This window comes from Actinocatenispora rupis (genome assembly GCF_016861975.1).
Taxonomy (GTDB): Bacteria; Actinomycetota; Actinomycetes; order Mycobacteriales; family Micromonosporaceae; genus Actinocatenispora; species Actinocatenispora rupis.
The window spans coordinates 105,278-131,010 of sequence record NZ_BOMB01000007.1; the positions used below are offsets into that span (position 1 = coordinate 105,278).

Annotated in this window: 21 protein-coding genes; 13 read left to right on the forward strand and 8 right to left on the reverse strand. The window is 73.1% G+C overall.

The annotated features are described in order from the left end of the window. Nucleotides 1–186: 186 nt before the first annotated feature. Nucleotides 187–2,943, reverse strand: a complete 2,757-nt coding sequence (gene ppc, locus Aru02nite_RS06080; RefSeq protein ID WP_203655569.1) for a phosphoenolpyruvate carboxylase — start codon at nucleotides 2,941–2,943, stop codon at nucleotides 187–189. 672 nt (nucleotides 2,944–3,615) lie between these two features. On the opposite strand from ppc, the gene Aru02nite_RS06085 reads away from it, so the two are divergent. The 4 genes from Aru02nite_RS06085 to Aru02nite_RS06100 all read left to right on the forward strand — a co-directional run bounded on the left by Aru02nite_RS06085 (nucleotide 3,616) and on the right by Aru02nite_RS06100 (nucleotide 7,382). Beyond that, nucleotides 3,616–4,539, forward strand: a complete 924-nt coding sequence (locus tag Aru02nite_RS06085; protein WP_203655570.1) for an ABC transporter ATP-binding protein — start codon at nucleotides 3,616–3,618, stop codon at nucleotides 4,537–4,539. Continuing rightward, nucleotides 4,532–5,401, forward strand: a complete 870-nt coding sequence (locus Aru02nite_RS06090; protein WP_203655571.1) for an ABC transporter permease — start codon at nucleotides 4,532–4,534, stop codon at nucleotides 5,399–5,401. The genes Aru02nite_RS06085 and Aru02nite_RS06090 overlap by 8 nt, the downstream gene beginning before the upstream one ends. 230 nt (nucleotides 5,402–5,631) lie before the next feature. Continuing rightward, entirely contained in the window at nucleotides 5,632–6,627 is a 996-nt protein-coding gene (locus Aru02nite_RS06095; RefSeq protein ID WP_203655572.1) for an ABC transporter ATP-binding protein, read from the forward strand. Beyond that, nucleotides 6,624–7,382 (forward strand): ABC transporter permease, encoded by a 759-nt coding sequence (locus Aru02nite_RS06100; RefSeq protein WP_203655573.1) that lies wholly within the window; start codon nucleotides 6,624–6,626, stop codon nucleotides 7,380–7,382. Before Aru02nite_RS06095 ends, Aru02nite_RS06100 begins: the two co-directional genes overlap by 4 nt. Nucleotides 7,383–7,436: 54 nt before the next feature. Here the strand turns inward: Aru02nite_RS06100 and Aru02nite_RS06105 are convergent, their stop codons facing one another. Beyond that, nucleotides 7,437–8,924, reverse strand: coding sequence for an AMP-binding protein (locus Aru02nite_RS06105; RefSeq protein WP_203655574.1), 1,488 nt, complete (start codon nucleotides 8,922–8,924; stop codon nucleotides 7,437–7,439). A gap of 66 nt (nucleotides 8,925–8,990) precedes the next feature. On the opposite strand from Aru02nite_RS06105, the gene Aru02nite_RS06110 reads away from it, so the two are divergent. The 3 genes from Aru02nite_RS06110 (at nucleotide 8,991) to mfd (ending at nucleotide 14,409) form a co-directional block, all read left to right on the forward strand. After that, complete coding sequence (locus Aru02nite_RS06110) at nucleotides 8,991–9,692, forward strand: TetR/AcrR family transcriptional regulator (protein WP_203655575.1); 702 nt, start codon at nucleotides 8,991–8,993, stop codon at nucleotides 9,690–9,692. Nucleotides 9,693–9,807: 115 nt separating this feature from the next. Beyond that, complete coding sequence (locus Aru02nite_RS06115) at nucleotides 9,808–10,617, forward strand: hypothetical protein (protein ID WP_203655577.1); 810 nt, start codon at nucleotides 9,808–9,810, stop codon at nucleotides 10,615–10,617. Between the two features lie 117 nt (nucleotides 10,618–10,734). Beyond that, nucleotides 10,735–14,409, forward strand: a complete 3,675-nt coding sequence (gene mfd / locus Aru02nite_RS06120) for a transcription-repair coupling factor (protein ID WP_203655579.1) — start codon at nucleotides 10,735–10,737, stop codon at nucleotides 14,407–14,409. 67 nt (nucleotides 14,410–14,476) lie between these two features. On the opposite strand, the gene Aru02nite_RS06125 is transcribed toward mfd, so the two are convergent. The 6 genes from Aru02nite_RS06125 to Aru02nite_RS06150 all read right to left on the reverse strand — a co-directional run bounded on the left by Aru02nite_RS06125 (nucleotide 14,477) and on the right by Aru02nite_RS06150 (nucleotide 21,731). Next, entirely contained in the window at nucleotides 14,477–15,466 is a 990-nt protein-coding gene (locus Aru02nite_RS06125; protein ID WP_203655581.1) for a hypothetical protein, read from the reverse strand. Nucleotides 15,467–15,665: 199 nt separating this feature from the next. Further along, on the reverse strand, nucleotides 15,666–17,639 hold the full coding sequence (locus tag Aru02nite_RS06130; RefSeq protein WP_203655583.1) for an asparagine synthetase B family protein: 1,974 nt from the start codon (nucleotides 17,637–17,639) through the stop codon (nucleotides 15,666–15,668). A 76-nt stretch (nucleotides 17,640–17,715) separates the two neighbouring features. Next, nucleotides 17,716–18,084: a lasso peptide biosynthesis B2 protein gene (locus tag Aru02nite_RS06135; protein ID WP_203655585.1), complete on the reverse strand. Its 369-nt coding sequence runs from the start codon at nucleotides 18,082–18,084 to the stop codon at nucleotides 17,716–17,718. Then, entirely contained in the window at nucleotides 18,081–18,362 is a 282-nt protein-coding gene (locus Aru02nite_RS37150) for a PqqD family protein (protein ID WP_203655587.1), read from the reverse strand. The genes Aru02nite_RS06135 and Aru02nite_RS37150 overlap by 4 nt, the downstream gene beginning before the upstream one ends. 272 nt (nucleotides 18,363–18,634) lie before the next feature. Next, entirely contained in the window at nucleotides 18,635–20,887 is a 2,253-nt protein-coding gene (locus Aru02nite_RS06145; RefSeq protein ID WP_239076432.1) for an MMPL family transporter, read from the reverse strand. A 79-nt stretch (nucleotides 20,888–20,966) separates the two neighbouring features. Then, complete coding sequence (locus tag Aru02nite_RS06150) at nucleotides 20,967–21,731, reverse strand: helix-turn-helix domain-containing protein (RefSeq protein WP_203655589.1); 765 nt, start codon at nucleotides 21,729–21,731, stop codon at nucleotides 20,967–20,969. Nucleotides 21,732–21,832: 101 nt separating this feature from the next. Between Aru02nite_RS06150 and Aru02nite_RS06155 the strand changes: the two genes are divergently transcribed. The 6 genes from Aru02nite_RS06155 to Aru02nite_RS06180 all read left to right on the forward strand — a co-directional run bounded on the left by Aru02nite_RS06155 (nucleotide 21,833) and on the right by Aru02nite_RS06180 (nucleotide 25,647). Further along, nucleotides 21,833–22,570 (forward strand): hypothetical protein, encoded by a 738-nt coding sequence (locus Aru02nite_RS06155; protein ID WP_203655590.1) that lies wholly within the window; start codon nucleotides 21,833–21,835, stop codon nucleotides 22,568–22,570. Between the two features lie 3 nt (nucleotides 22,571–22,573). After that, the gene (locus Aru02nite_RS06160; protein WP_239076433.1) at nucleotides 22,574–23,602 is read left to right on the forward strand and encodes a nucleoside triphosphate pyrophosphohydrolase; all 1,029 of its coding nucleotides are present in this window, start codon (nucleotides 22,574–22,576) and stop codon (nucleotides 23,600–23,602) included. An 84-nt stretch (nucleotides 23,603–23,686) separates the two neighbouring features. Beyond that, nucleotides 23,687–23,917: a hypothetical protein gene (locus Aru02nite_RS06165; protein ID WP_203655591.1), complete on the forward strand. Its 231-nt coding sequence runs from the start codon at nucleotides 23,687–23,689 to the stop codon at nucleotides 23,915–23,917. 13 nt (nucleotides 23,918–23,930) lie between these two features. Beyond that, entirely contained in the window at nucleotides 23,931–24,353 is a 423-nt protein-coding gene (locus Aru02nite_RS06170) for a phage holin family protein (protein ID WP_203655592.1), read from the forward strand. Further along, nucleotides 24,350–24,676: a DUF3618 domain-containing protein gene (locus Aru02nite_RS06175; RefSeq protein WP_203655593.1), complete on the forward strand. Its 327-nt coding sequence runs from the start codon at nucleotides 24,350–24,352 to the stop codon at nucleotides 24,674–24,676. Before Aru02nite_RS06170 ends, Aru02nite_RS06175 begins: the two co-directional genes overlap by 4 nt. Then, nucleotides 24,673–25,647 carry a YihY/virulence factor BrkB family protein gene (locus Aru02nite_RS06180; protein ID WP_203655594.1) on the forward strand — a complete coding sequence of 325 codons (975 nt, stop codon included), beginning with the start codon at nucleotides 24,673–24,675 and terminating at the stop codon, nucleotides 25,645–25,647. The genes Aru02nite_RS06175 and Aru02nite_RS06180 overlap by 4 nt, the downstream gene beginning before the upstream one ends. Nucleotides 25,648–25,733 lie beyond the last annotated feature (86 nt).

The following is a 25,733-nucleotide window of genomic DNA, read 5'->3' on the forward strand; positions in this document are numbered from 1 at the left end:
GCACCCCCATTCGCGGGCCGCCGCGGCGGCGTACGTCGGCCGGCACCCGGTGTCTGCACAGTCTCGCAGTCCGCCCCGGCCCCGGTCGACCGCCCCCTTCGACCGGCCGACGTACCGGTACGGGAGCCGGCGTGCCGGACCGGCGGCGAGGTCCGCGTCCGCCGCCGGTCGGGTCCGTCGCGGCCGTCAGCCCGTGTTGCGCAGGCCGGCGGCGATCCCGTTGACGGTCGACAGCAGGGCGCGTTCCAGCAGTTCGTCGCGGTTCTCCGCGGCCGACCCGCCGGCCGCCGCGTACTTCGACAGCAGCGCCACCTGCAGGTGGTGCAGCGGCTCCAGGTACGTGTCGCGGACGGCGAGCGTGCGCTGGAGTACCGGCTGGGCGTCGAGCAGCTCCGCCTCGCCGGTGATCGCCAGCACCTCGGCGACGGTGCGGGTGTACTCGGCCTCGATCTGGTCGAGGAAGCCGCGCAGCTCGTCGTCCGGCACCAGCGCCTCGACGTACCGCCGGGCGATGGACAGGTCGGTCTTCGCCAGCATCATCTCGACATTGGAGACGAACGTGCGGAAGAACTGCCACCGCTGGTACATGGCGCGCAACGTGCCGGTCAGGCCGGCCTCGTTGGCGGCGGCGAGGCCGGTGCCCACGCCGTACCACCCGGGGACGATCTGCCGGGTCTGCGTCCAGCCGAACACCCACGGGATCGCGCGCAGCCCGTCCAGGCCGGCGGACGTGTTGGGCCGCTTCGACGGCCGGGAGCCGATGTTGAGCGCGCCGAGCAGCGACGTCGGCGTGCACGCCCAGAAGTAGTCCGGCAGCCGCGGGTGCTCGACCAGCTCCCGGTACTTCGCCTCGGCGGCGCCCGCGACCGTCTCCATCGCCGAGTCCCACACCGCCAGCTCCTCGGCCGGCTGCCGCGGCTCGGTGTGCAGCAGCGTCGCCTGCAACACGGCCGACACCGTCAGCTCCAGGTTCTCCCGGGCCAGCGCCGGCAGCGTGTACTTGTCGGAGATGACCTCGCCCTGCTCGGTGACCTTGATCGACCCGTCGAGCGTCCCGTACGGCTGGGCCAGGATCGCCTCGTGGGTGGGGCCGCCGCCGCGCCCGACCGTACCGCCGCGGCCGTGGAACAGGCGCAGCGTCACGCCGTGCCGGGCCGCCGTGTCCCGCATCGACCGCTGCGCCTGGTGGATGGACCACTGGCTCGCCGCGATCCCGGCCTCCTTGTTGGAGTCCGAGTAGCCCAGCATGATCTCCTGCACGTCGCCGCGCGCCGCCACGATCCGCCGGTACTCCGGGATGGCGAGCAGGCGGTCCAGCAGCTCGCCGCCGGTCTTCAGCTCGTGCACCGTCTCCAGCAGCGGTACGAAGCCGATCCGGGCGTGCCCGGCGTGCACGTCGACCAGGCCGTTCTCCCGGGCCAGGACGGCGGCGGCGAGCAGGTCGTCGATGCCGTGCGTCATCGAGATGATGTAGCTCTCGATCACCTCCGGCCCGAACGTGTCCTGCACCTCGCGGATCGTCCCGAACACGTCGTACGTCCGGCGCTCCGGCCCGGCCAGTGCACTGTCCGGTGTGGACAGTGGCCGGCGCCCGGCCAGCTCGCGCACCAGCAGCTCGGTGCGCTGCTCGCGGTCCAGCGCGGCGTAGTCCACCTCGCCGACCGCCGCGTACAGCTGGGCGAGTACGGCGTGGTGCTTCTCCGAGTGCTCCCGGACGTCCAGTGTCGCCAGCTGCAACCCGAACGCCTCCGCCGCGCGGATCGCGTCCGACACCCGGCCGTCCGCCACCAGCGTGCCGCCGTTCGCCGTCAGCGACGCGCGCATCAGCTCCAGATCCGCCACGTACTCCGCGGTGCCCAGGTAGTCGCGGCCCGGTTCGTGCCGCCGCCGCGCCGCCAGCCGCGCCCGGGTGTTCGCCAGCTTCTGCTTCACGCAGCGTGCCTTCAGCCGGTACGGCTCCTCGGCGTTGACCCGCCGGAACCGCGCCGGCAGCTCCGGCAGCGCCGCCAGGTCCGCCGCCAGGCTGTCCGCCAGCTCCGGCGTGACCCCCGCGTACCGGTCGGACAGGGACAGGTCGCTGACCAGCCCGTCCATCGCCTTCTCCGCCGCCCGGATCCCGTACTCGTGCTGCAGCACCAGCACGTTCGCCGTGACCTCGGGCGTCACGTACGGATTGCCGTCGCGGTCGCCGCCGATCCACGTGCCGAACGTGACCGGCTGCGCCGTCACCGGCACCTCCGCGCCCAGATCCGCCAGCGTGTCGTGCAGGTCGGCCAGTACCCGCGGCGCGGCGTCGGCGTACAGCTCGGTCAGGTAGTAGATGGCGTTGCGGGCCTCGTCCGTCGGCTCCGGCTTCGTCAACCGCAGCTCGTCGGTCTGCCACAGCAGGTCGATCAGCTCCGCCAACCGCCGGTCGTACGCCGCGGTATCGCCGCCGCCGCCCAGCGCCTTCTCCGCCGCCTCCAAGTCGAGCACGTCCGCCAGCGCGCGCTGCTTCACCAGGATCGACCGGCGCGCCGCCTCCGTCGGGTGCGCCGTGAACACCGGGCGGATCGCCAGCCGGCCCGCCGCCGCCGCGATGTCCGCCGCCGGCGTACCCGCCTTGCGGATCAGCTCGGCGGTCTCGCGCAGCCAGCCGCCCGTCACCGCACGCGCGGCCCGCAGGTCCCGGGCCCGGTGCACCTGCTCCGTCACGTTCGCCAGGTGGAAGTACGTCGAGAACGCGCGGCCCAGCCGGATCCCCGTCGCCACGTCCAGCTCGGCCAGCCGGCCCGCCACCGTGCTCGCCGAGTCGGTACGGACCAGCGCCCGGACCTCCTCGACCAGGTCCAGCAGCCCCTGGCCCTCCTGCCGGACCAGCGCCTCGCCCAGCAGGGTGCCCAGCCGCCTGATGTCGGCCCGCAGTGCCGCGTCCGGCGCGCCTGCCTTCGGACTCTCGGTCATCTTCAGAAGCTCCCTTCCGCCGTACCAGCAGAGCCTCCGACGACACTGTCCGAGATCGACCCGATCGTAACGGCGGCGTGGGAGGGCGCGGACCACGGCGTGAGAACGTTCACTCTTCGAGACGGCCCGCTCCCGAAACGTGGACAGCACGGCGGTCAGCGCGCCCGCAACGTCCGATCCGCGCGGGTATCCAGCCCACGCTCCGTAGGCCGTAGCGCGCGTCCCACCCGGCCCGGGACCGACACCCCTGGCTCCCGTTTCGTCCCGTCCGGTACGTCCCCGCCGCGGTCCCGCGCCCGGCCGCGCCCGAGGCGTACCCGGGGCCGATGCGTGGTTCGACGTCGGTTGTTGCGTTCGTCCGATATGAAGTCCGGGCCGTTCGCCCTGCCCGGGTGCCTGGCGTGTCGGCCGCGGGCACGGCGCCGTGCTCGGACTGGTCGGCCGTCCGGAGGGCAGCCGGCCGCACCTGACCGACGCCGGCACGGTCTTCGTCGTACTCGTCATCTGCGCGGTCGTGCACGGCGTGCACCCGCGCACTCCCGGCCGACCCGGCCGGTACCGCGTCGGGGGTACTTCCAGGCGCCTGTCAGGGTGGCCCGTAGGTCGGAAGTCAGGGTGCACGTACTCCGGTCGTCCGACGACAGCCCACCGACCGGGACGTACGGTCAGGTCGTGGCAATCATCACGACGCAGGGACTCACCAAGAGGTACGCGGAGCGGGTGACCGCGCTGGCCGACCTCACGGTGGAGATCGAACCGGGGATCACCGGCCTGGTCGGCGCGAACGGTGCCGGCAAGTCGACGCTGATCAAGACGATGCTCGGGCTGTTGACCCCCACCGCGGGCCAGCTCCGGGTGCTGGGGATGGATCCGACCAGCCAGGGCGAGCAGGTCCGGGCGCGCGTCGGGTACATGCCGGAGAACGACTGCCTGCCGCCGGACGTGAGCGCGGCGGAGTTCGTCACGCACATGGGCCGGATGTCGGGGCTGCCGAAGACGGCGGCACGCGAGCGCGCGTCCGAGACGCTGCGCCACGTCGGCCTGTACGAGGAGCGCTACCGCCAGATCGGCGGGTACTCGACGGGCATGAAGCAGCGGGTGAAGCTGGCGCAGTCGCTGGTGCACGACCCGGATCTGCTGCTGCTGGACGAGCCGACGAACGGGCTGGATCCGGCGGGCCGGGACGGGATGCTGGACCTGGTGCACCGGATCGGTACGGAGTTCGGGATCGCGGTGGTGGTGTGCTCGCACCTGCTGGGTGAGGTGGAGCAGATCGCGGACGGGCTGGTGGCGATCGAGTCGGGCCGGCTGCTGCGGGCGGACCGGGTGTCGGCGATGACGACCCGTACCGCGGTGTTGACGGTCGAGGTGGACGAGGGCACCGACGCGTTGGCGGCGGCGCTGTCCGAGCGCGGTCTGCGGATCGGCCGGGACGGCGCGGCGCTGGTCACCCCGGTCGAGTCCGACTCGACGTACGACCTGGTCCGTGACCTGATCGTGGACCTGGACCTGCCGCTGCACCGGCTGGAGGAACGCCGGCACCGGGTGGCCGAGCTGTTCAACACTCCGAGCGCGGGAGGCCCGACCAATGGCTGACGTGGCGAACACCGGCACGATCCACGACATCGGCTACCAGCGGTACACGGGGCAGCGGCTGGGCCGCGGGCACGCGGTGCGCAGCCTGTACGTGTACAGCTTCCGGACGGTGTTCGGGATGGGCCGCAGCGCGAAGGCGAAGATCTTCCCGTTCTCGGTGGCGGGCATCCTGCTGGTCATCGCGGTCGTCGCGGCGGCGGTCAAGGCGCAGTTCAAGGTGGAGATCCCGCAACTGTCCTATGTGGACTTCCCGGGCACCCTGAGCTTCCTGCTCGTCCTGCTGCTCGCCGCGGTCGCGCCCGAGCTGGCGTCCCGCGACCTGCGCAACAAGGTCCTCCCGCTGTACTTCTCGCGTCCCATCGGCCGCGACGACTACGTACTCGCGAAGCTGGCGGCGCTGGTGACGGCGGTGTCGCTGATCCTGGCCGTACCGCTGTTCGTGATGTTCCTGGGCGGCGCGTTCTCCGGCTCCGGGCTGAGCGGGGCGTGGGGCCAGTTCACCGACTTCCTGCCCGGCCTGCTGAACGCCGTGATCTACGCGATCGTACTGTCCGCCGTCGCGCTGCTGATCGCCTCGCTCAGCTCCCGGCGCACCATCGCCGCCGGTGCCGTGGTGGCCGTCTTCCTGGTCACCACACCGATCTCCGGCGTACTCCAGGTGGTCGGCACCGAGACGATGCGCCAGCTCGCGTCGCTGTTCAGCATCACCGGCATCCTCAGCGGCCTGCGCAACTGGCTGTTCGGCGGCAGCGCCGAGCCGGCCATCGGCTCCTTCGGCCCGCTGTACGCCGGGGCCGCGGTGGTCCTGGTCGCCCTTTGCACCGCCCTGTTGGTCTACCGGTACCGGAAGGTGGCGTCCTGATGAGCGAGCGTGAGCGAGCGAACCGTGAGAATCGCGCGTGGTGCCTCGTCGGGCTTCCGACGAAGGAGGAAGGCCGATGAGCGAGCGTCAGCGAGCGAACCGTGAGAATCGCGCGTGGTGCCTCATCGGGCTTCCGACGAAGGAGGAAGGCCGATGAGCGAGCGTCAGCGAGCGAACCGTAAGAATCGCGCGTGGTGCCTCATCGGGCTTCCGACGAAGGAGGAAGGCCGATGAGCATCGGCACCGAGCCGGCGACCGAGCGCGCGGCCACCCCGGCGGCACCCGCCGTCCTCGAACTCGCGAACGTCTCCCGGTGGTACGGCAACGTCGTCGCGGTCAACGACGTGACGATGAGCCTCGGCCCCGGCGTCACCGGCCTCCTCGGCCCGAACGGCGCGGGCAAGACCACGCTGCTGCACATGATGGCCGGCTTCCTCGCCCCGTCCCGCGGTACGGTCCGGGTCGCCGGCAGGCCGACCTGGCGCAACCCGGACGTGTACCGGGATCTGGGCCTGGTCACCGAGCGGGAGAACGTGCACGGCTTCCTGACGGCGCGGGAGTTCATCCGGGCGTCGGCGAAGCTGCAGCGGCTGCCCGACGCGGAGGCCGCGACGAGGCGCGCGATCGACATGGTCGACCTCGCCTCCGCCGCCGACCGCCGCATCGACACGTACTCGAAGGGCATGCGGCAGCGCGCCCGGGTCGCCGCGGCGCTCGTGCACGACCCCCGGGTGCTGCTGCTGGACGAGCCGTTCAACGGCATGGACCCGCGGCAGCGGATGCACATGATGGAACTGCTGCACCAGATGGCCGCGGCCGGCCGTACGGTGCTGTTCTCCTCGCACATCCTGGAGGAGGTCGAGCAGCTCTCCGGCACCGTGCAGGTGATCGTGGCGGGTCGGCTCGCCGCCTCCGGCGACTACCGGAAGATCCGCCGGCTGATGACGAGCCGGCCGCACGAGTTCGTGATCTCGTCGTCGGACGACCGGGCGCTGGCGGTGGCGCTGATGGCCGAGGACTCGGTCGCCGGGGTCGAGATCGTCGCGCACACCGGCCGCGGTCGCGGGGCGACGGCGGGCGGGTTGAAGATCCGCGCCGCCGACTACGGCCGGTTCTCGCGGGCGTTGCCGCGCATCGCCCGTACCGGCGGGATCCGGCTGCTGACCGTCGTCCCGGCCGACGAGTCCCTGGAAAGCGTCTTCTCCTACCTGGTGGGTGCCCGATGACCAGCAGCTCCACGGTGGCGCCCGCCCGCGGTGCGCGCCTCTTCAACCCGACGATCGCGTCGATCACGCTGCGCGGCCTGCTCGGCCGGAAGCGTTCGCTGCTGCTGATCCCGCTGCCGCTGATCCTGGTGGGGCTGTCGGCGCTCGTCGCGTCCCGGCACGCGTCGCCGGAGCACTCCGTCTCGGTCGTACTCGTCGGGCTCGGCATCGCCGTCGTACTCCCGCTCACGGCGCTGATCATCGGTACCAGCGTGATCGGCTCGGAGGTGGACGACGGCACGATCGTGCACATCCTCACGAAACCGTTGCCGCGCCGGGAGATCCTGCTGACCAAGTACCTGGTGGCGGCGGTGGTGAGCGCCGTGGTGGTGGCCGTACCGATGCTGCTGTCGGGTCTGATCATCGACTCGCTGTCGCTCGGGGTCGGCCTGGCGGTCGGGTCCGCGATCGGCGCGTTCGTCTACTCGGCGTTGTTCGTGATGGCGAGCCTGCTGATCCGCCGCGCCGTCCTGGTCGGGCTGGCGTACATCCTGTTGTGGGAGGGGCTGCTCGGCAACCTGCTGGACGGCACCAAGGTCCTGAGCGTGCAGAAGTACGTGACGGAGTTCGCGGCGGAGATCTCCGGCAGCCCCCTGCTGCACGGCCCGATGTCGCTGGTGGTGGCGATCGTCATGGCCGCGGTACTGACCGTCGGCACGCTGGTCGTCGCCGTCGACCGGCTGCGTTCGTTCTCCGTGGCGGGCGAGACGAGCTGACTCTCCCGCCACCGCAGCGCCCGGCCGCCCCACCCGGCCGGGCGCTGCGCCGTCTCACCACCCGCGCAGGGCGTTCTTGTCCGGCTTGCCGAGCGCGGTGAGCGGCAGCGCGTCGACGTACCGGACGTCGCGGGGAGCGTGGACGGCGCCGAGCCGGGCGGTGACGAGCGCGCGCAACTCGTCCGGGTCGACGGGCGCGTCCACCACCACGTACGCGACGATCGCCTCGCCGGTGGTCTCGTCGGGTACCCCGACCACGGCCGCGGCGCGTACCCGGGGGTGGTCGGTCAGCGCGGCCTCGATCGGTACGGCGTAACAGTTCCGGCCGCCGACGACGACCATGTCGCGGGCCCGGCCGACCAGGTACAGGTAGCCGTCGGGGTCGAGGCGGCCGAGGTCGCCGGTGTGCAGCCAGCCGTCCCGGAGTACGGCGGCGGTCTCGTCGGGGCGCCGCCAGTACCCGGTCATGACCGAACGGGAACGTACGCAGACCTCGCCGACGTCGCCGTCCGCCACCGGCGTACCGGACGGGTCGCGGAGGGACAGCTCGACGCCGGGCAGCGCGCGACCGACGGAGGACAGCAGTTCGGGGCGGGCGTGGTCGGCGGCGGTCAGCGCGGTGATGGCGGGTGCCTCGGTCGACGCGTACCCCTGCTGGAGCACCGGGCCGAACCGGTCGAGCGCGGCGCGCAGCCGGGCGGGCGACGCGGGGGCGCTGCCGTACACGAGGAGCGACAGCGCGCGGGTGTCGGTGCGCGGCAGGTCGGGGTGGTCGAGGAGTTGGCTCAACAGAGCCGGATACAGGTACGTGAGGATCGTGTCGTCGGGCGAGTCGGCCAGCGTGCGCAGCATCCGGCCGGGCTCGAAGTCGTACGTCTCGACGGCGACGCCGAGCGTCAGCATGATCAGCGCGAGGTCGCCGGCGACGTGCGCGACCGGGGTGACGGCGAGGAACCGGGCCCGGTCGGTCCGGTCGGCGAGCCCGTCGCGCGCCGCGGCGGCACCGGCGACGGCGGAGCGGGCCGCGGCGTGCAGCGCCCCGTACGTGGTGGGCACGCCCTTCGGCAGCCCCGTCGTGCCCCCCGTGTACGTGACGCGCGCGAGGTCGTCGTCCTCGGCGGCCACCGGCACCGGCTCCGCCGGCTCGGCCGCGGCGAGCGCGGCCAGTTCGCCCGCGTGTACCCACCGGGGGCGAGGCGTGGCGGGGTGCGGGTCGCCGGCGGTGACCACGAGCGCGGGCGCGGCGTCGGCCACGATGTGCGGCACGGTCGGCATCGCCGGTTCGAGGTGCACGTGCGTGAACCGCAGCCCCGCCACGTACGCCGCGAGCCGGACGAGCAGCGCGTCCGGCGTGTTCGCCGTCAGCAGCACCAGCCCGTCGCCGCGCGCCACGCCCAGCCCGCGCAACGCCCGCGCCGTCCGGTACGTGTCGGCGAGCAGCCCGGCGAAGCTCCACGTACGCCCGCCGGCGGTGAGCGCGGTGCGCCCGCCGTTCTGCTCGCCGAGCGCGCCGATCAGGTCCGTCACGTACCGGGCGGGCATGCGTACCTCCGAAAAAGCTAACAGTGTTCATTTAATGCCGTCAGCATAGCCGGTAGCGTGCGGCGCATGGCGGCGGACGCGACACGACCGGCCCGGCGGGGCCGGCCGCGCAAGGAGGAACCCGGGCTCACCGGCCGCGCCGTACTCGACGCCGGCCTCCGCCTCATGGACCGCGACGGCCTCGACGCCGTCACCATGCGCCGCGTCGCCGCCGAGCTCGACGTCCGCGCCGCCTCCCTCTACCGGTACGTCCGGAACAAGGACGAACTGCTCGCCGCGCTCGCCGACGAACTCTTCGCCGACCTCGACCTGACCCGCCACGTCCGCGCCGACTGGCCCGCCGCGCTCACCGCCATGGCCCACGACCTCCGCAGGTACCTGCTGGCGCGCCGCGACTCCGCCCGCCTCATCGCCGGCCGCTTCACCACCGGCCCGCACGGGCTGCGCAACATCGAGGCGCTGCTCGCCGTCCTCCGCGCCGCCGGCCTGTCCGACCACGACACCGCCTTCGCCGGGTACGCCTGCGTCACGTCCCTGTTCGGCCTCGTCGCCGCCGAACAGAACAGCGTCGCCGCCGAGGTCGCCGCCGGTACTCCCGCGCGGGAGTACCTGGACGGGCTGGCCGGGACGCTGCGCGCGATGCCCGCCGACCGGTACCCGAACGTCGTGGCGCTCGCCGACGAACTGACCGCGCCGGATCTCGCGCGCCGCTTCGACTTCGCCGTCGAACGCATGGTCGCCGGGATCGCCGACCTCGCCGATCGCTGATTTTGCCCCGATTTAGCCGTACGACAACGCTCGCCAGTCGCAGGCTTCGTTGCCCAGTGTGATCGCACGTGTCCGGAGGGGTGGCACGCGCGGTCCATCACGGCAGAGGAGTGTCATGAACCGACGTACCATCCGGCGCGGCCCGGCCACCGCGCGCCTGATCCTGCTGACCGCACTCGGCATCGGCACCGCGCTCGCGGCCGCCGGCTGCGCCGGACCGCACGCGTCCGCCGCATCCGCCGGGTACGCGGTGACCGCCGACGCGCTGCACCACGCCACGACACCCGGCGACCACCAGGCCGACCCCGCCACCACCGGTACGCTCGTGCACCCGGCCGCCCACCACCGGCACGCCGGCGCCCGGTCCGGGCACGCCGGCGCGAAGGCCCGGCACCCGCGCGGGGCGCACCACAACCGTTCCCGCCACCACCGGAAAACCGCCCACGCCAAGGGATCCCACCACAAAGCAGCGCACGCCCGGCACGGCAAAACCGCCCAGGCCAGGCCGGTCCACGCAACCCCGGCCGCGCACGGCACCCGGCACCACGCGGTGCCGGGCCACCGGAAAACCGCCCACGCCGCGCCGGTCCACGCGGTGTCGGGGCACCAGAAAAGCGCCAACGTCGCGCCGGTCCACGCCACACCGGCGGGCCGCAGTACTCGGAGCCACGCGGTGTCGGGGCACCGGAAAACCGCCCACGGCAAGGGAATCCGTACGGTCCCCGCACGGTCCGGTACGGCGGGTGCGGGCGCGCACCGTACCGGGGCGCACGTGACGCCGGTGCGGCCGCTGGTCGTGACGGTGCCGACGCTCGGCGGTCCGGTACGCCCGGACAGCCGGTTCGACGCGGCCGGTCTGCCGGTGGTGCTGCGGTACCGGCCGATGGCGCCGGCCGCCGGGACGATGGCGCCGATGGCGGGCTGAGCGGTCCACGCCGCCGGGCGGAACCGTCCGCCCGGCGGCGTACGCTGGGGTTCATCAACCCCGGTCCGATCCTGCCCCGGGGCATTTCTGCGTGCACGCCTGTCTGGGGGAGACACCATGAAGCTCGCCGGCCTGCTGTCCGCTGCGCTCGCCGATCCCGGTCTGCGCCGTGCGCGGGACGCGGCGCGGGCGGAGGGGCCCGCGGCCGAGGGGCTGGAGTTCACCGCCCCGCCGGCGCTGCGCCCGTTCGTGATCGCCGCGATCGCCGCGGAGTCCACCGCGATCGGCGACACCACCGGGGAGTACGCGGGGCGTCCGGTGCTGGCGGTGACCGCGACGGGCCGGGAGGCGGACGATCTGGCGGAGGCGCTGCGGGCGCTGCTGCCGCCGGACACCGTCGTGTCGTACCCGGCGTGGGAGACGCTGCCGCACGAGCGGCTGTCGCCGCGCAGCGACACGGTGGCGCGCCGGTTGTCGGTGCTGCGCCGGCTGGCGCACCCGGCGGCGGACGACCCGACACAGGGCCCGGTCCGGGTGGTGTGCGCGGCGGTGCGTTCGGTGTTGCAGCCGCAGTTGCGCGGGCTGGGCGACCTGGCGCCGGTGGAGCTGCGGCCGGGTGACGCCGCCGACCTGGAGGACGTGGCGCGCCGCCTCACCGACCTGGCGTACGCGCGGGTCGACATGGTGGGCTCGCGCGGCGAGTTCGCCGTCCGGGGCGGCATCCTCGACGTGTTCCCGCCGACGGAGGAGCACCCGCTGCGGGTGGAGTTCTGGGGCGACGAGGTGGACGAGATCCGCTCGTTCGCGGTCGCCGACCAGCGGTCGTTCGAGAAGACGGAGGGCGCGCGGCTGATCGCCGAGCCGTGCCGGGAGCTGCTCCTGACCGACGAGGTACGCGGTGCGGCGGAGCGGCTCGGCGCGGAGCATCCGGGGCTGGCCGAGATGTGCGAGAAGCTGGCGGAGGGCATCCCGGTCGAGGGGATGGAGTCGCTGACGCCGGCGCTGGTCGGGCCGGACAGCCTGGAGCTGCTGGTACAGACGATGCCGGCGGGCACGGTGGTGGTGGCGTGCGACCCGGAGCGGATCCGGGCGCGGGCGCACGATCTGGTGTCCACGTCGGAGGAGTTCCTGGCGGCGTCGTGGGCGGCCGCGGCGGCGGGCGGCGCGACCCCGATCGACCTGAACGCGGCGGCGTTCCACAGCCTCGCGGACGTACACACGGTGGCGACCGGGCTCGGCATGCCGTGGTGGTCGGTGAGCCCGTTCGGTGTGGTGGAGGCGGATGCGGCGCCGTCCATCGCCGACGAGCTGGCCGAGATCGACCCCGAACTGGCACCGTCCACTGTGGACATCGCGCCGGTGGACGCGGTGGCGCTCGGCGCGCAACCCGCCCCGCTGTACCACGGGGACGGTGCGGCGGTGCTGCGCGACGTCCGGCACTGGACCGCCGGTGGGTACGCGGTGGCGCTGGTGTTCGAGGGGCACGGCCCGGCGCAGCGCGCGGTGGAGCTGTTCCACGAGGCGGACCAGGGCGCCGTCCTCGTCGAGGCGATCCCCGAGCCGCCGGCCCCGCTGTCCCTCCTCGTCGGCACCGGCGGGCTGGAGCGCGGGTTCGTCGACGACACCGCGAAACTGGTGGTACTGACCGGAAACGACATCACCGGCGGCAAGGGCGCGTCCACCCGCGACATGCGGAAGATGCCGAGCCGGCGGCGCAACACCATCGACCCGCTGGAGCTGAAGCCGGGCGACTTCGTCGTCCACGAACAGCACGGCATCGGGAAGTACCTGGACATGGTGCGCCGCACGGTGAACGGCGCGGAGCGCGAGTACCTGGTGCTGGAGTACGCGGCGAGCAAGCGCGGGCAGCCGGGCGACCAGCTCTTCGTCCCGACCGACCAGCTCGACCAGCTCACCCGGTACGTCGGGGGCGAGCACCCGACGCTGCACAAGATGGGCGGCGCCGACTGGCAGAAGGCGAAGTCCCGCGCGCGCAAGGCGGTCAAGGAGATCGCCGCCGAACTGATCCGGCTGTACGCGGCGCGGCAGAACTCGCCGGGCCATGCGTTCGGCCCGGACACGCCGTGGCAGCGCGAGCTGGAGGACGCGTTCCCGTTCGCGGAGACGCCGGACCAGCTGGCGGCCATCGACGAGGTCAAGGCCGACATGCGCAAGCAGTACCCGATGGACCGGTTGATCTGCGGCGACGTGGGATACGGCAAGACCGAGATCGCGGTACGCGCGGCGTTCAAGGCGGTGCAGGACGGCAAGCAGGTGGCCGTACTGGTGCCGACCACTTTGCTTGCGCAGCAACACTTCAACACGTTCTCGGAGCGGATGGCGCAGTTCCCGGTGACGATCCGGACGCTGTCCCGCTTCAACACCGCGGCCGACACCGAGCAGACGCTGACCGGGATCGCCGACGGTTCCGCCGACATCGTCCTCGGTACGCACCGGCTGCTGTCGTCGAACACCCGGTTCAAGCGCCTCGGCCTGGTGATCGTCGACGAGGAGCAGCGGTTCGGCGTCGAGCACAAGGAGTACCTGAAGCAGCTGCGGACGCACGTCGACGTGCTGACCATGTCCGCCACGCCGATCCCGCGCACCCTGGAGATGGCGATCACCGGCATCCGCGAGATGTCGGTGATCGCGACGCCGCCGGAGGAGCGGCACCCCGTGCTGACGTTCGTCGGGGCGTACGCGGACAAGCAGGTGGCCGCCGCCGTCCGGCGCGAGCTGCTGCGCGACGGCCAGGTCTTCTACCTGCACAACCGGGTCGAGTCGATCGACAAGGCGGCCCGCCGGATCCGCGAGCTGGTACCGGAGGCGCGGGTCGCGGTGGCGCACGGCCAGCTCGGCGAGGAGCGGCTGGAGAAGATCATGCTGGACTTCTGGAACCGCGACATCGACGTGCTCGTGTGTACGACGATCGTCGAGTCCGGCATCGACATCCCGAACGCCAACACCCTCATCGTCGAACGGGCCGACATGCTCGGTCTGTCGCAGCTGCACCAGATCCGGGGCCGGGTCGGCCGCGGCCGCGAGCGCGCGTACGCCTACTTCCTGTACCCGGGGGAGAAGCCGCTGACCGAGCAGGCGCACGAGCGGCTGGCCACCATCGCGCAGCACACCGAGCTGGGCGCCGGCATGTTCGTGGCGATGAAGGACCTGGAGATCCGCGGCGCCGGGAACCTGCTGGGGGGACAGCAGTCGGGCCACATCGAGGGCGTCGGCTTCGACCTGTACGTGCGGATGGTCGGCGAGGCGGTGCAGGCGTTCAAGGGAGGCAATCAGGAGGAGCTCGACCATGCTTCCAGCGTCAAGGTCGACCTGCCGATCGACGCGCACCTGCCGCACGACTACATCTCCGTCGAGCGGCTGCGGCTGGAGGTGTACCGCAAGCTCGCCGAGGTACGCGACGAGGCCGCGCTCGACGAGGTGCGCGCCGAGCTGACCGACCGGTACGGGGAGATCCCGACGCCGGTGGAGAACCTGCTGCAGGTGGCGCGGTTCCGTTTGCTGGCACGGAGTTACGGGCTGACGGACGTGTCGCTCCAGGGCCGGCACGTGCGGTTCTCGCCGATGCCGCTGCCGGAGTCGAAGCAGCTCCGGCTGAAGCGGCTCTACCCGGACGCGACGTACAAGCCGAACCTGGATACGGTCAGCGTCAACCGTCCGTCGACCCGCCGGGTCGGTGGCGAGCCGATGCGCGACATCGCCCTGCTGAACTGGTGCGGCGAACTGATCACGTCGCTGCTCGACGTACCGGCCCCCGCCGCCACCACGTCCTGACCGCCGCCGGCCGGCCTTTCTGCGGCGTTCGCCGGGCACGTGCCGGTGGCGTCGCGGACGGCGCCGGTCACGCCGGTGGGGCGACCAGGCGGCGGGCCAGCGCGGCGGGCGTGCACCAGTCGACCGGGGCCGGCCCCGGCCGGGCGGTACGGATCGCGTCGGCGAGCGCGGCGGTCCGCGCGTCCGCGTCGACGGTCGTGACGAGGCCGAGCGCGGCGAACCGCTCGGCGTGCAGCCGGTCCACCGGGTTCGGCCCGCCCGTCACCGCCACCGTCGGTACGCCGGCGGCGACCAGCTCGGACAGCGCGCCGAACGTGGCGTTCGCGACGACCACGTCGGCGGCCCGGTGGTACGGGGCGGGATCGTCGACCGCGGTCGGCCCGGACAGTACGAGGAGTCGCGCGTGGCGTACCGGCAGGGCGGCGCGGACCCGGGCGGGCAGCGCGCCGAGCCGGTCCCGGTTGTGCGTCGTGACCGCGCCGGTCGTCACGACCACCACGTACTCCGCCGGGTCGAGGCCGAGCTGTCGCCGCGCCGCCGGCCGGTCCCCCGGGTACGGCTCGGCCACCGGGCCGGTGAACTCGACCCGGTCGGCGAGCGCCGCAGGGACGTCGTGCGCGGCGGCGAGATCCAGCAGTACCAGGCGGTCCGGGGTGGCGAGCAGCGCGTCCCGGTCGGGCGCCCCGATCTCGGCGAAGAACCAGTGGGTGAGCAGCACGCACGGCAGGCCGAGCGCGCGGCACAGCGACGGCGCGGCGAAGATCTCGTGCGCGACGACGAGATCGGTGCCGCGCCGGCCCCGCAGGTACGCGAGGACGCGGAGCGCGGCGGTCGGATCCTGGTCGTGCAGGTCGTCGATGCCGAGGTCGGCGCAGTCGACGCCGCGCCGGGTGCAGTGGTCCAGGCCGCTGCCGTACGAGGCGAGCCGGACCTCGGCGCCGAGCGTCCGCAACGCCGCCGCCACCCGTACGTCGGTGGCGGCGTGGCCGTGCCCGTGCCCGCGGGACAGGTACTCGATGCGCGTGGTCGTTCCCTTCGACGCCGGGCGTCGCCGCACGGCGCGCGGCTGAAACGCACACTTTTTGGACATTGTTCAACTGTGTCATTGTCCAACTGTCGAACAATGACACAGTTGAACAATGTGGCCGAGCGTAATCGTTCAGCTCGGTCAGGGCCGGGGGCTCCCCGACGGGAACCCCCGGCGGCGCGGTCAGCACCACCAGCATGCGGTGGCGTCACCGCAGTCGGGTACCAGTTCACCCTTCACCAGGGTCTCGGCGTTGCCCAGCAGTACGAGCTGCGGGGTTTCGTAGGTCTCCTCCTGCTCCTCCATCGTGGTCACCTCCCTCCGTGCTCGTCGTCCGGTGGCGCAACCACAGTTCCAGGACGACCAGCGCGGTGAGGTGGCCGATGTTCTGCCACTGACCCATCCGCGCGGCGCGCAGGTCCCGGAGTACCGGGTCGCGGTCGACGAGGCCGCGTTCGGCGACCTGCAGGCGGCCGTCGCCGAGGATCCGCGGCCATTCCCGGCGCAGTCCCTCGGCGGCGGACACGCTCAACGAAGCCTTCGTACGACGGGCGAGGATGCCGGCGGGCAGCACGTCGCGCGCCGCCTCCCGGAGTACGAGCTTAGTGATGCGGGTACCGTCGGCGACCCGCAGCTTGTGCTCGCCCGGTACGGACAGCGCGAGTTCGACGACGCGCCGGTCGTAGAACGGCATCCGCAGGTCCAGCCCGCGCGGGTGGAACACCCCGTCGTTGAGTACGGGTGCGACGGACGCGGCGCGGATCCACGCCAGCTCGTGCGCCCGCGACACCGGCCGTACGCCGAGGGTGGTGGTGTCGCGCCAGATCCGCTCGACCGCGGCGCGCCGGCGCGGGTCCGGCGTCACCCAGGGCGGCGCCGGCGGCCGGTACCAGTAGCGGTCGAGGTCGTCGGAGCCGCCGTCCCAGCGGATGCCGACCTGGCCGAGCAGCGGGCCGAGCGCGAGCTTGCGCAGCGCGGAGGAGTACGTGCGGTTCTTGAGGCCGGCGAGTTCTCGGCCGCGGCGCCAGGTGGCGGCGAGCCGGCCGCGGCGTACCAGGTCGGCGAGGAAGTGTTCGCTGCCCGCCCACAGCTCGTCGCCGCCGTGCCCGAACAGCACCGTCGTACACCCGGAATCCGTTGCGGCGTCGGCGAATCCGCGCGTCTCCGCGTACGCCGACCAGCTCACGAACGGTTCGTCCGGCACGGGCGCCGCCCCGCCCGGCGCGATGTCCTGGAAGTGCCAGCAGGCCGCGCCGTCCACGTCGACGGCGGTGACACCGAAGCGTTCCTCCGCCATCCGCCGGTACGCCCGCTCGTCGGCCTCGGTGCCCTCCCCGAACGCCAGCGACATCGCCGCGAACCCGGGCGCCGGCAGCCGGCCCGCGTCGGCGAGCCCGGCGACGAGACCGGTGACGGTGGACGAGTCGAGCCCGCCGGACAGCGTGCACATGACCTTCCCTGCCGACCGGCTCTGCGCGCGGACCGCGGTGGCGAGCGTGGCGCGCAGCTCCTCGCCCAGTTCGGCGACCGGTCCGCGGCGCTCGGGCAGGTCCTCGGGCCGCCAGTACCGCCAGGTGCGGGGGTGGCCGTCCGGCGCGACCGTCAGCGCTTCACCGCGCAGCAGCCGGTGCACCCCGGCGTACGCGGTGCGGTCGGACTGCAGCGGCGCGCCGGTCGGCAGGCACAGCGACGCGAGCAGGTAGTCGTCGTCCAGGTCGGCCCCGGGAGTACCGGCGAGGACCTGGCGGACGGTGGACGCGACGACGACCGTACCGGCGCGCGCGGACCAGAACAGCGTCCGGGACGCCAGGTGGTCGACCGCCCCGAACAGCCGGTCGCCGTCCCACACCAGCAGCGCGAACGAGCCGATCAGGTGCGTCGGGCACGCCGTACCCCACCGCCGGTACGCCGCTGCCACCAGCCGCGCGTCGGTCACCGGCCGGCGCGGGTGGACGCCGAGCACCGCGCGCAGTTCGGCGGGGTTGTCGAGCCGCCCCGCGAACGCGACCCGCAGCCCGTCCGCCGTCACCGGCTGCGCCTCGATCGTGTCCTCCGGCGTGGCGGGCAGTACCGCCGCACCGAGCCCGCAGGGCCCGTCGACCGCCGCCCCCGTCGCCAGGCTCCCCGGGTACCGGCCGGGCGCGGTGACGCGGTCGAGCAGCGCCGCGGGATCCCGGGCGAGTACGGCGGCGATCGTGCTCAACGGCCCACCCCTTCAGCTCACGGCGGTCAACAGGTCACACGTCGGCACGGCACGGCCGGCACGTCTCGGTCGGCGGTCACAGGCGGCACAGCACGCGGTAGAGCCGGTGGATCGGCTGGCTCTCGTTCAGGACCTCGTCGTCGACCTCGACCCAGGCGTGGAAGCGCATCGGCGCCGACCGGCTCACCCCGACGGCCATCGTCGACGGGACACCGTGCCGGCGCAGCACCGAGCACGTCGCGTACGACCGCTCCAGGCAGGCGGTGTCGAGCGGGAGCCGGCGTGCCGCGCGGGCACACTCGGCGGCGAGGGCGTGCACGTCCACGCCGTCGGGTACGGGCCCGGACGGGCGTGGCGGCAGCGCGCCGACCAGTGCGCGCCAGCCGCCCCGCTGCACCAGCCGCCGCCCGCGCATCAGCGCCGGGTACGCCCCGAGCGCGCTCACCGCGGTCCCGTGGACCGGGTCAACAGTCCGGCGGAGACGAGCTGGTCGACGAAGGTGGCGACGTCGCCGGCGGCGCGTTCGGCGGACAGGCCGTACCGGGCGGTGACGGCCGCGGCGGCGGCGGACGCCGAGCCGGTGTCGGCGAGTGCGCGCCAGATGACGCCCGCGCTGTTGTCGAGTCCGAAGATCCGACCGGTGCGGGTGTCCATGACGACCGACTGGGCCGCCTCGTCCGTCACGTACTGAACGTGCTCCGGCACTGCCAGCGACTCGTCCATGTCGGGAGTCTGGTAGAAAAAGGCCACACGAGTCAAGATCTCCCGTAAGAATTCGCCGCACGCGTCCGGCGGTACCCGGCGGCCGCGCCCGCACCGCCGCCGTTCCCGCCCACACATCGCGACCCGCCGCGCACGCCGGAACGCCGCACCACCGGAACGCCCCATCACCGGAACGCCGCGCCGCTGGAACGCTGCGCACGCCGGAACGTCGCGCGACGCCGGAACGTCGCGCCGCCGCGACGTACGCGCGCCGGAACGCCGCACCCCGGCGGTCAGTGCGGGGAGCCGACCGCCTCGCGGACCGGTTCGGCCGCCGCCGCGGGACTGTCCGATTCGGACAGTCCGAACCGGGAATGCAGCCACCGCAACGGTTTCGGCGCCCACCAGTTCGCCCGACCGGCCAGCCGCATGAACGCCGGTACGAGTACGCCGCGGACCAGGGTCGCGTCGACGAGTACCGCGAGGGCCAGGCCGATGCCGAGCATCTTCAGCATCGCGACGTGCGACGCGCCGAACGCCAGCAGCACCATGGCGATCAGCAGCGCCGCCGCGGTGATCAACCGCCCGGTACGTTGCAGCCCGGTGACCACGGCGGTCCGGTTGTCGCCGGACACCACGTACTCCTCGCGGATCCGGGACAGCAGGAACACCTCGTAGTCCATCGACAGGCCGAACGCGATGCAGAACATCAGCACCGGCACCGTCATGTCCAGGTACCCGGTGGTGATCGGGTGGCCGACCAGCCCGCCGAGGTGCCCGTCCTGGAACACGAACACCATCGCGCCGAACGTGGCGGTCAGGCTCAGTACGTTGAGCACGATCGCCTTCAGTGGCATCACGATGCTGCCGGTGAACAGGAACAGCAGCACGATCGTGGCGACCGCGATGATGGCGCCGGCGGCGGGCAGCCGGCCGGTCAGCGCGTGCTTCGTGTCGTACAGGGCGGCGGCCTGGCCGCCGACGAGCGTCTCCCCGCCCGGCGACGGTACGGCGCGGACGTCGGTGACGAGCCGCTGCCCGCCGTCGCTCTCCGGCGCCTTCGTCCCGACGACGGACAGCCAGGCGTCGCCGCCGTGCACGTACCGGGCGCTGGCCGGGGTGGGCGGCGCGACCCGGACGCCGTGGGCGTACGAGCCGGTCGCGGTGTCCACCCGGGCCACGTTGTCCACAGTGGACAGTCGCGCCGCGTACGCCGGCAGCGCGCTCGTCGCGGTGTCCCGGCTGACCACCGACAACGACCGGGTACCCGAACTGTCGAAGTCGTCGCGGAGCTGCTGCGACGCCTGCTGCACCGGCGCGCTGGCCGGCAGCTGCCGGTCGTCCACCAGCCCGAACGAGATGTGCCAGAACGGCGCGCCGAGCACGGCGAGCAGCACCACCACGCCCAGCCCGTACGGGACCGGGCGGCGCATCACGCGGGTCGCGAGGCCGTGCCAGAACCCGCTGTCCGCGCCCCGGGTACGACCGCGCCGCCAGCGGGCCAGCACGTCCCACCGGTTCACCCGGGTACCGAGCACGGCGAGCATCGCCGGGAGTACGAGGAGCGCGCCGGCCGCGGCGAGCAGCACCACCGACACCCCGCCGTACGCGAAGGACTTGAGGAAGTCGAGCGGGAACACGGCCAGCGCGGCCATCCCGAGCGCCACCGTCGCCGCCGAGAACAGCACGGTACGCCCGGCCGTGCGCATCGTCGCGACGATCGCCGCCGACACCGTCGCCCGGTCGCCCCCGCCGCCGCGCGCCGCCAGCTCCTCCCGGTACCGGGTGAGGATGAAGAGGCTGTAGTCGATCGCCAGGCCCAGCCCCAGCGCCGTCGTCAGGTTCAGCGCGTACGTCGAGACCGAGGTGACGTGCGTGAGCAGTTGCAGTACCAGCATCGTCGACACGATCGACAGCCCGCCGATGAGCAGCGGCAGCAGCGCCGCCACCACGCTCCCGAACACCAGCACCAGCAGCACCGCGGTCACCGGGGTGGCGATGGCCTCCGAGACCGCCAGGTCGTGCTGCGTCTGCTTGTTCAGCTCCGAGTACACCTGCCCCGCCCCCGCGTACGACAGGGTCAGCCCGCCGGCGTGCTCGTCCAGCTGCGGGGTCAGGCGCTGCGCGCCGGACATGATCGCGTCCTCGTCGCCGGACAGCCGCAGCAGGATCAGCCCCCGCGTACCGTCCGTCGACCGCATCGTCGACGGGTGCCCGGACGTCCAGTACGACTGCATGCTGGCGACGCCGTCGGCGTGCGCGGCCCACCGGGCCAGCCGGGTGGCGCGGCGAGCCACGGACGGGTCGTCCGGACCGCCGGCCCCGCGTACGACGACGATCAGGTTCGCGTCGCCGGCGTCGAAGTCGGACCCGAGCGCGTCCGCGGCACGCTGGGATTCCGAGTGCCGGTCGGTGAACCCGCCGCCGGACAGCTTGTCGGCCACGCCGCCGCCGAACAGCCCGGCGAGTGCCGCCGCCACCACGGCGACGACCAGGACCGTGAACCGGTGCCGGGCGAGCAGCCCGCCCAGTCGCGAGAGGATCATGCCTCGACGGTCCGCCCGCCGGCCCTGCCCCGCCTTGTACGTATCCGCTACAGCGTCGTGTGCTCCCTCACAGCCCGCGTCAGACCCACACCAGGTACTGGATCAGCGTCGACGGGTTGACGCCGAAGACGCTGCGGCAGATCCGGTTCATGTGCGCGGAGTCGGTGAACCCGGCCGCGTGCGCCGCCGACGTCAGGGTGCCGCCGTCGCGCAGCACCTCCACCACCTTCTGCAGCCGCGCCCACCGCACGTACGCCCGGTACGGCAGGCCGAGCTGTACCGCGAACAGGTGGCCGAGCCGGGACGCCGACAGCCCGACCTCGGCGGCCAGGTCGCGCAGCTCCACGCCGCTCGACAGCCGCGCCGGGATGAGTTCGGCGGCGCGGCGCAGCCCGGGGTGCAGCGGGGGCGCCGGCGCGGTCGGTTCCGAGGCGAGGGCGGCGATCACGGCGTCGACCACGCGTACGCCGGCCGGATCGTCCGGTTCGGGCGCCCGTACGACGTCCTGGCAGGGCTTGGCGGCCCGGATCCAGTCGGCGGGCCGCTCGTGGTCGGCGCCGAGCCGGGCGGCGAGGACCCGCCCGGCGGGACTGTCCGGGTCGACGATGGCCATCACCAGCCGCGCCGGCGTCGTCGCCTCCGACGGCAGCACCGGCTTCGCATGCGGTACGCCCGCGGGCAGGATCGCCGCGTTCGGCCCGTCCGGGCTCAGGCGTACTGCCTCGTCGGCGGCGCCGCGCAGCTCGACCTCGCCCGCGACGACGAGCACGATGCCGATCGCGATCGACGAGTGCATCGGGATGTCCCCGAGCGTGCCGTGGTACACCATTCGCCCGGGATTCATGTGTACCGATCCGGCCCATGACATGCCGTGATTCCACCATCCCGCCGCGGGGCGCACCCCGGTGGACCGGCCGTACGGCCGACGCGACAGACTTGACAACCGTGACCGAGCATTCTCGTACCCACCGGCGCGGCCGGCGCGTCCGCCGGGTCGCCGCCGTGCTCGCGCTGTCCGCCGCCATCGTCGGCGGGGCGACCGCATGCAACGTCCAGCCGGGTGCCGCGGCGTTCGTCGCCTCCGACCGGATCACGCAGAGCCAGGTCAACGACGTCTTCCAGACCGTGATCGACGGCTATCACAACCAGGTGCCGACCGACCAGTACGGCAGCATCCGCCGCAGCGTCGCCGCCACGATGGTCATGCACGACCTGGTCAAGCGGGTCGCGCACGACGAGGGCGTGACGATCCCGCCGGCGAACTACGCGCAGCTCGCGCAGGAGACCAACCTGCCCGAGTCGAACCCGTACGTGCGGTTGGAGGCCGAGACCCAGGCGGCCGTCAACACCCTGCGCAACGCGGCGAACGACACGCCGCCGCGCGAGCAGGACCTCCGCGACGTGTACGACTCGCTCGTCCGGCAGGGCCTCCAGGCGTCGTACGCCGAGATCAGGACGCAGCTGGTGGCGCAGCAGTCGGTGGCGAAGGCCGCCTCGCTGCGCGGCACGTTCACCGCGGCGATCAAGAAGTACAAGGTCGACGTCAACCCGCGGTACGGGGCGCTCGCGTACCCGCTGACCGCGGTGCAGGCCGGCCAGATCCGCGGCTACCTGCCCGTACAGCTGGGCAAGGGTTCGCCCGACGTGGTCACCGTGGTCAACCAGAACGCGATCGCGAGCTGACCCGTGTCCGGCCCGGACCCGAGCACCGAGCCGACCGGCGTGGACGTGGCGGGCCGCCGGATCGTCCTGCTGCACACGTCGCCGCGGCTGCCGGCCGGCCTGCTGACCGCGCGCGCGTGGGACCTCGTCCGCGCCCACCCGGTGTACGCCGCGGCCGACACCCCGCAGACCGGTGCGCTGCGGGCCGCGGGTGCCACCGTCACCGTCGTACCGGGCGGGCCGGCCGAGCAGGTGGACGCGCTGCTGTCGGCCGGCACCGACGTGGTCTGGCTGGCCGGGCCGGACGGTGACCTGTCGCTGGCCAGGATGCTCAGCGGCCGGCTGGTCGGGATGGCCGAGCCGCCCGTCATCGAGGCGGAGTACGGGTCGTGGGATCCGCCCGGCGCCCGGCTGCTCGACGTCGTCGCCACCATGGACACGCTGCGCCGCACCTGCCCGTGGGACCGCGAGCAGACCCACACCACGCTCGCGCCGTACCTGCTGGAGGAGACCTACGAGGCGTACGACGCGATCGAGTCCGGCGACCGCGCCCTGCTCCGCGAGGAACTCGGCGACGTACTCTTCCAGGTCGCGTTCCACGCCCGGGTCGCCGCAGACGCCGACGCCGGCGCGTTCGACCTGGACGACGTGGCCGGCGACCTCGTGGCCAAGCTCGTACGCCGGCATCCGCACGTGTTCGCCGACGTGACCGTCGCCGACGCCGGCGAGGTCGAGGCCAACTGGGACGAGATCAAGCGTGCCGAGAAGTCCCGCGACTCCGCCGTCGACGGCGTACCGCTGGCGCAGCCCGCGCTCCAGCTCGCCGCGAAGCTGCTGTCCCGCGTCGAGCGCGCCGGCCTGTCCGTACCGCCGACGGTGGCCACCGCCCCCGACCCCGACTCCGAACTGGGCGCGACGCTGTTCGAGCTGGTCACCGAGGCGCGGACGCGCGGCCTGGACGCCGAGGCCGCCCTGCGTCGCGCCGCCCTCCGGTACGCGGGGGCCGTCCGTGCGGTCGAGTCCGGTTCGGCCGAGCCGCCGGACACGCCGTAGTTTGCGTGCGCCGGCGCGATCCGGCGGGATAACTTGTGATCTCCTGGGTACCTCACCAGGTGACGTACTTTCCGCGGAGGCGGCATGAGCGACGAGACAGGGCAGGTGTCCGCCGACGGGCGGAGCCTGACCGACCGCCTGCACGGTACGGTCGGCCCCCCGCCGGACACGACGTCCGAGCCGTCCCCCGGCCCGCTCGACCGGGTGACCGAGCTGATCCGGCAGCGCCCCGTCGTCCTGATCGCCGCCGTCGCCGCCGGGTTCCTGCTCGGCCGGCTGGTGAAACGGGCGATCCGCGGCCGCTCCCACGACTGATCCGAGGTATGGCATGACCGTGACGCAGCCGAAGGCCCGACCGGTACACGAGGAGCCGGACCACGAGCCGGCGCTCGGTGAGGTCGTCGGCGACCTCAAGAGCGACGTGACCAGGCTGATCGGCGAGCAGCTCGCGATCGCCAAGATCGAGCTGAAGCAGGAGGCCGGCAAGGCGGGCAAGGGCGCCGGTGCGCTCGGTGCCGCCGGCTTCGGCGTCTACATGGTGCTGATGTTCGGCAGCCTCGCCGCGGTGTACGGGCTGGGCCACCTCATCGGGAACGGTTGGGCCGCGCTGGTCGTGGCCGGGGCGTGGCTGCTGTTCGCGGCCGTCGCCGGCCTCGCCGGCAAGCTGATGCTGGGCACGATCACCGGACCGAAGCTGACCATCGCGACCCTCAAGGAGAACCTGGAATGGGCGCGCAGCCTGAAGAAGTGACCCCGGAGCAGATCCGGGAACGGATGGCGGACACCCGCAGGTCCATGGAGAACAACCTCGACCGGCTCCGCGAGGCCGCCAACCCGCGGACGATGCTGACCCGTCAGCTCGCCGCCGCGCGACACAAGCGCGCCGGTGGCCGGACCCCTTTACCCGCCGGCGGCGCTTCGTCGGCGGACGACGGGGAGAGGGGCAACCCGGCCCGCGCCGCCGTCGACGCGGTACGGCACCAGATCGGCGCGCGTCCGATCGTGGCCGGGCTGGCGGCGCTGCTGATCGGGGCCGTGACCGCGGTACTGGTACCGGGGCCGCGTCGCCGTTGACGGCGCCGCTCGCCCGACTCGACCAGTACCAGCGGTCCCACCGGTGGCTGGGGTTCCCGGTGGCCGTGGCGAAGAAGTTCGGGCAGGACCAGGCGGGCAACCTCGCCGCCCTCATCTCGTACTACGCGTTCTTCTCGTTCTTTCCGCTGCTGCTGGCGTTCGTGACGGTGCTGGGCTTCGTACTGGCGGGCGACCCGGCGATGGAGCGCCGGGTGATGGGCACGGTGTCGGAGCAGTTCCCGGGGCTGGGGCAGGCGATCATGCCGGCGGGTCGGCCGCTGACCGGCAGCGGGTTCGGTCTCGCGATCGGTCTGCTGCTGGCGGTGTGGGCGGGGCTCGCCGTCGCGAACGCCGCGCAGAACGGGTTCAACACGGTCTGGCAGGTGCCGCTCGTCGACCGCCCCAACCTCCTGCACCGTACGGTCCGGAGCGTCGCGCTGGTCGCCGTCCTCGGCGTCAACATCGTCGTCACCACCGCCATCAGTACGTTGTCGTCCGGTGCGACGTCGCTGCACGTCGGCCTCGACATCGGCGCCCGTACGTTGCTGCTCGGCGCCTCGCTGGTGGTCAACGTCGCGCTGTTCAGCCTGGCGTTCCGGCTCCTGACGGTCCGCGAGGTCCGGTTCCGTACCGTCCTGCCCGGTGCGGTTCTCGCCGCGGTCGGCTGGCAGATCCTCCAGTGGTTCGGCGGCTACATCATCACCCGCCGGCTCTCCTCCTCCGCCACCACGTACGGCACGTTCGCGGTCGTGATCGGCCTGTTGACCTGGTTCTTCGTACTCGGGCAGCTCGTCCTGCTCGCCACCGAACTCAACGTCGTGACCGCCCGCCGGCTGTGGCCCCGCTCCCTGACCGGCCCGCCCACGACCGACGCCGACCGCCGCGTCTACCAGGGGTACGCGTCGATGCAGCGCCTCGCGCCGGGCGTCCGCGTCGTGGTCCACTTCGACGCGCCGACCGACACGGGCTGAACCGGACGCCGGCGTTGCGGTGATCACGCCCGTACGGGGGCGTGCTGATGGTGCCGCGCGCTGTCCCGCGCCGGTACCGTCTTATC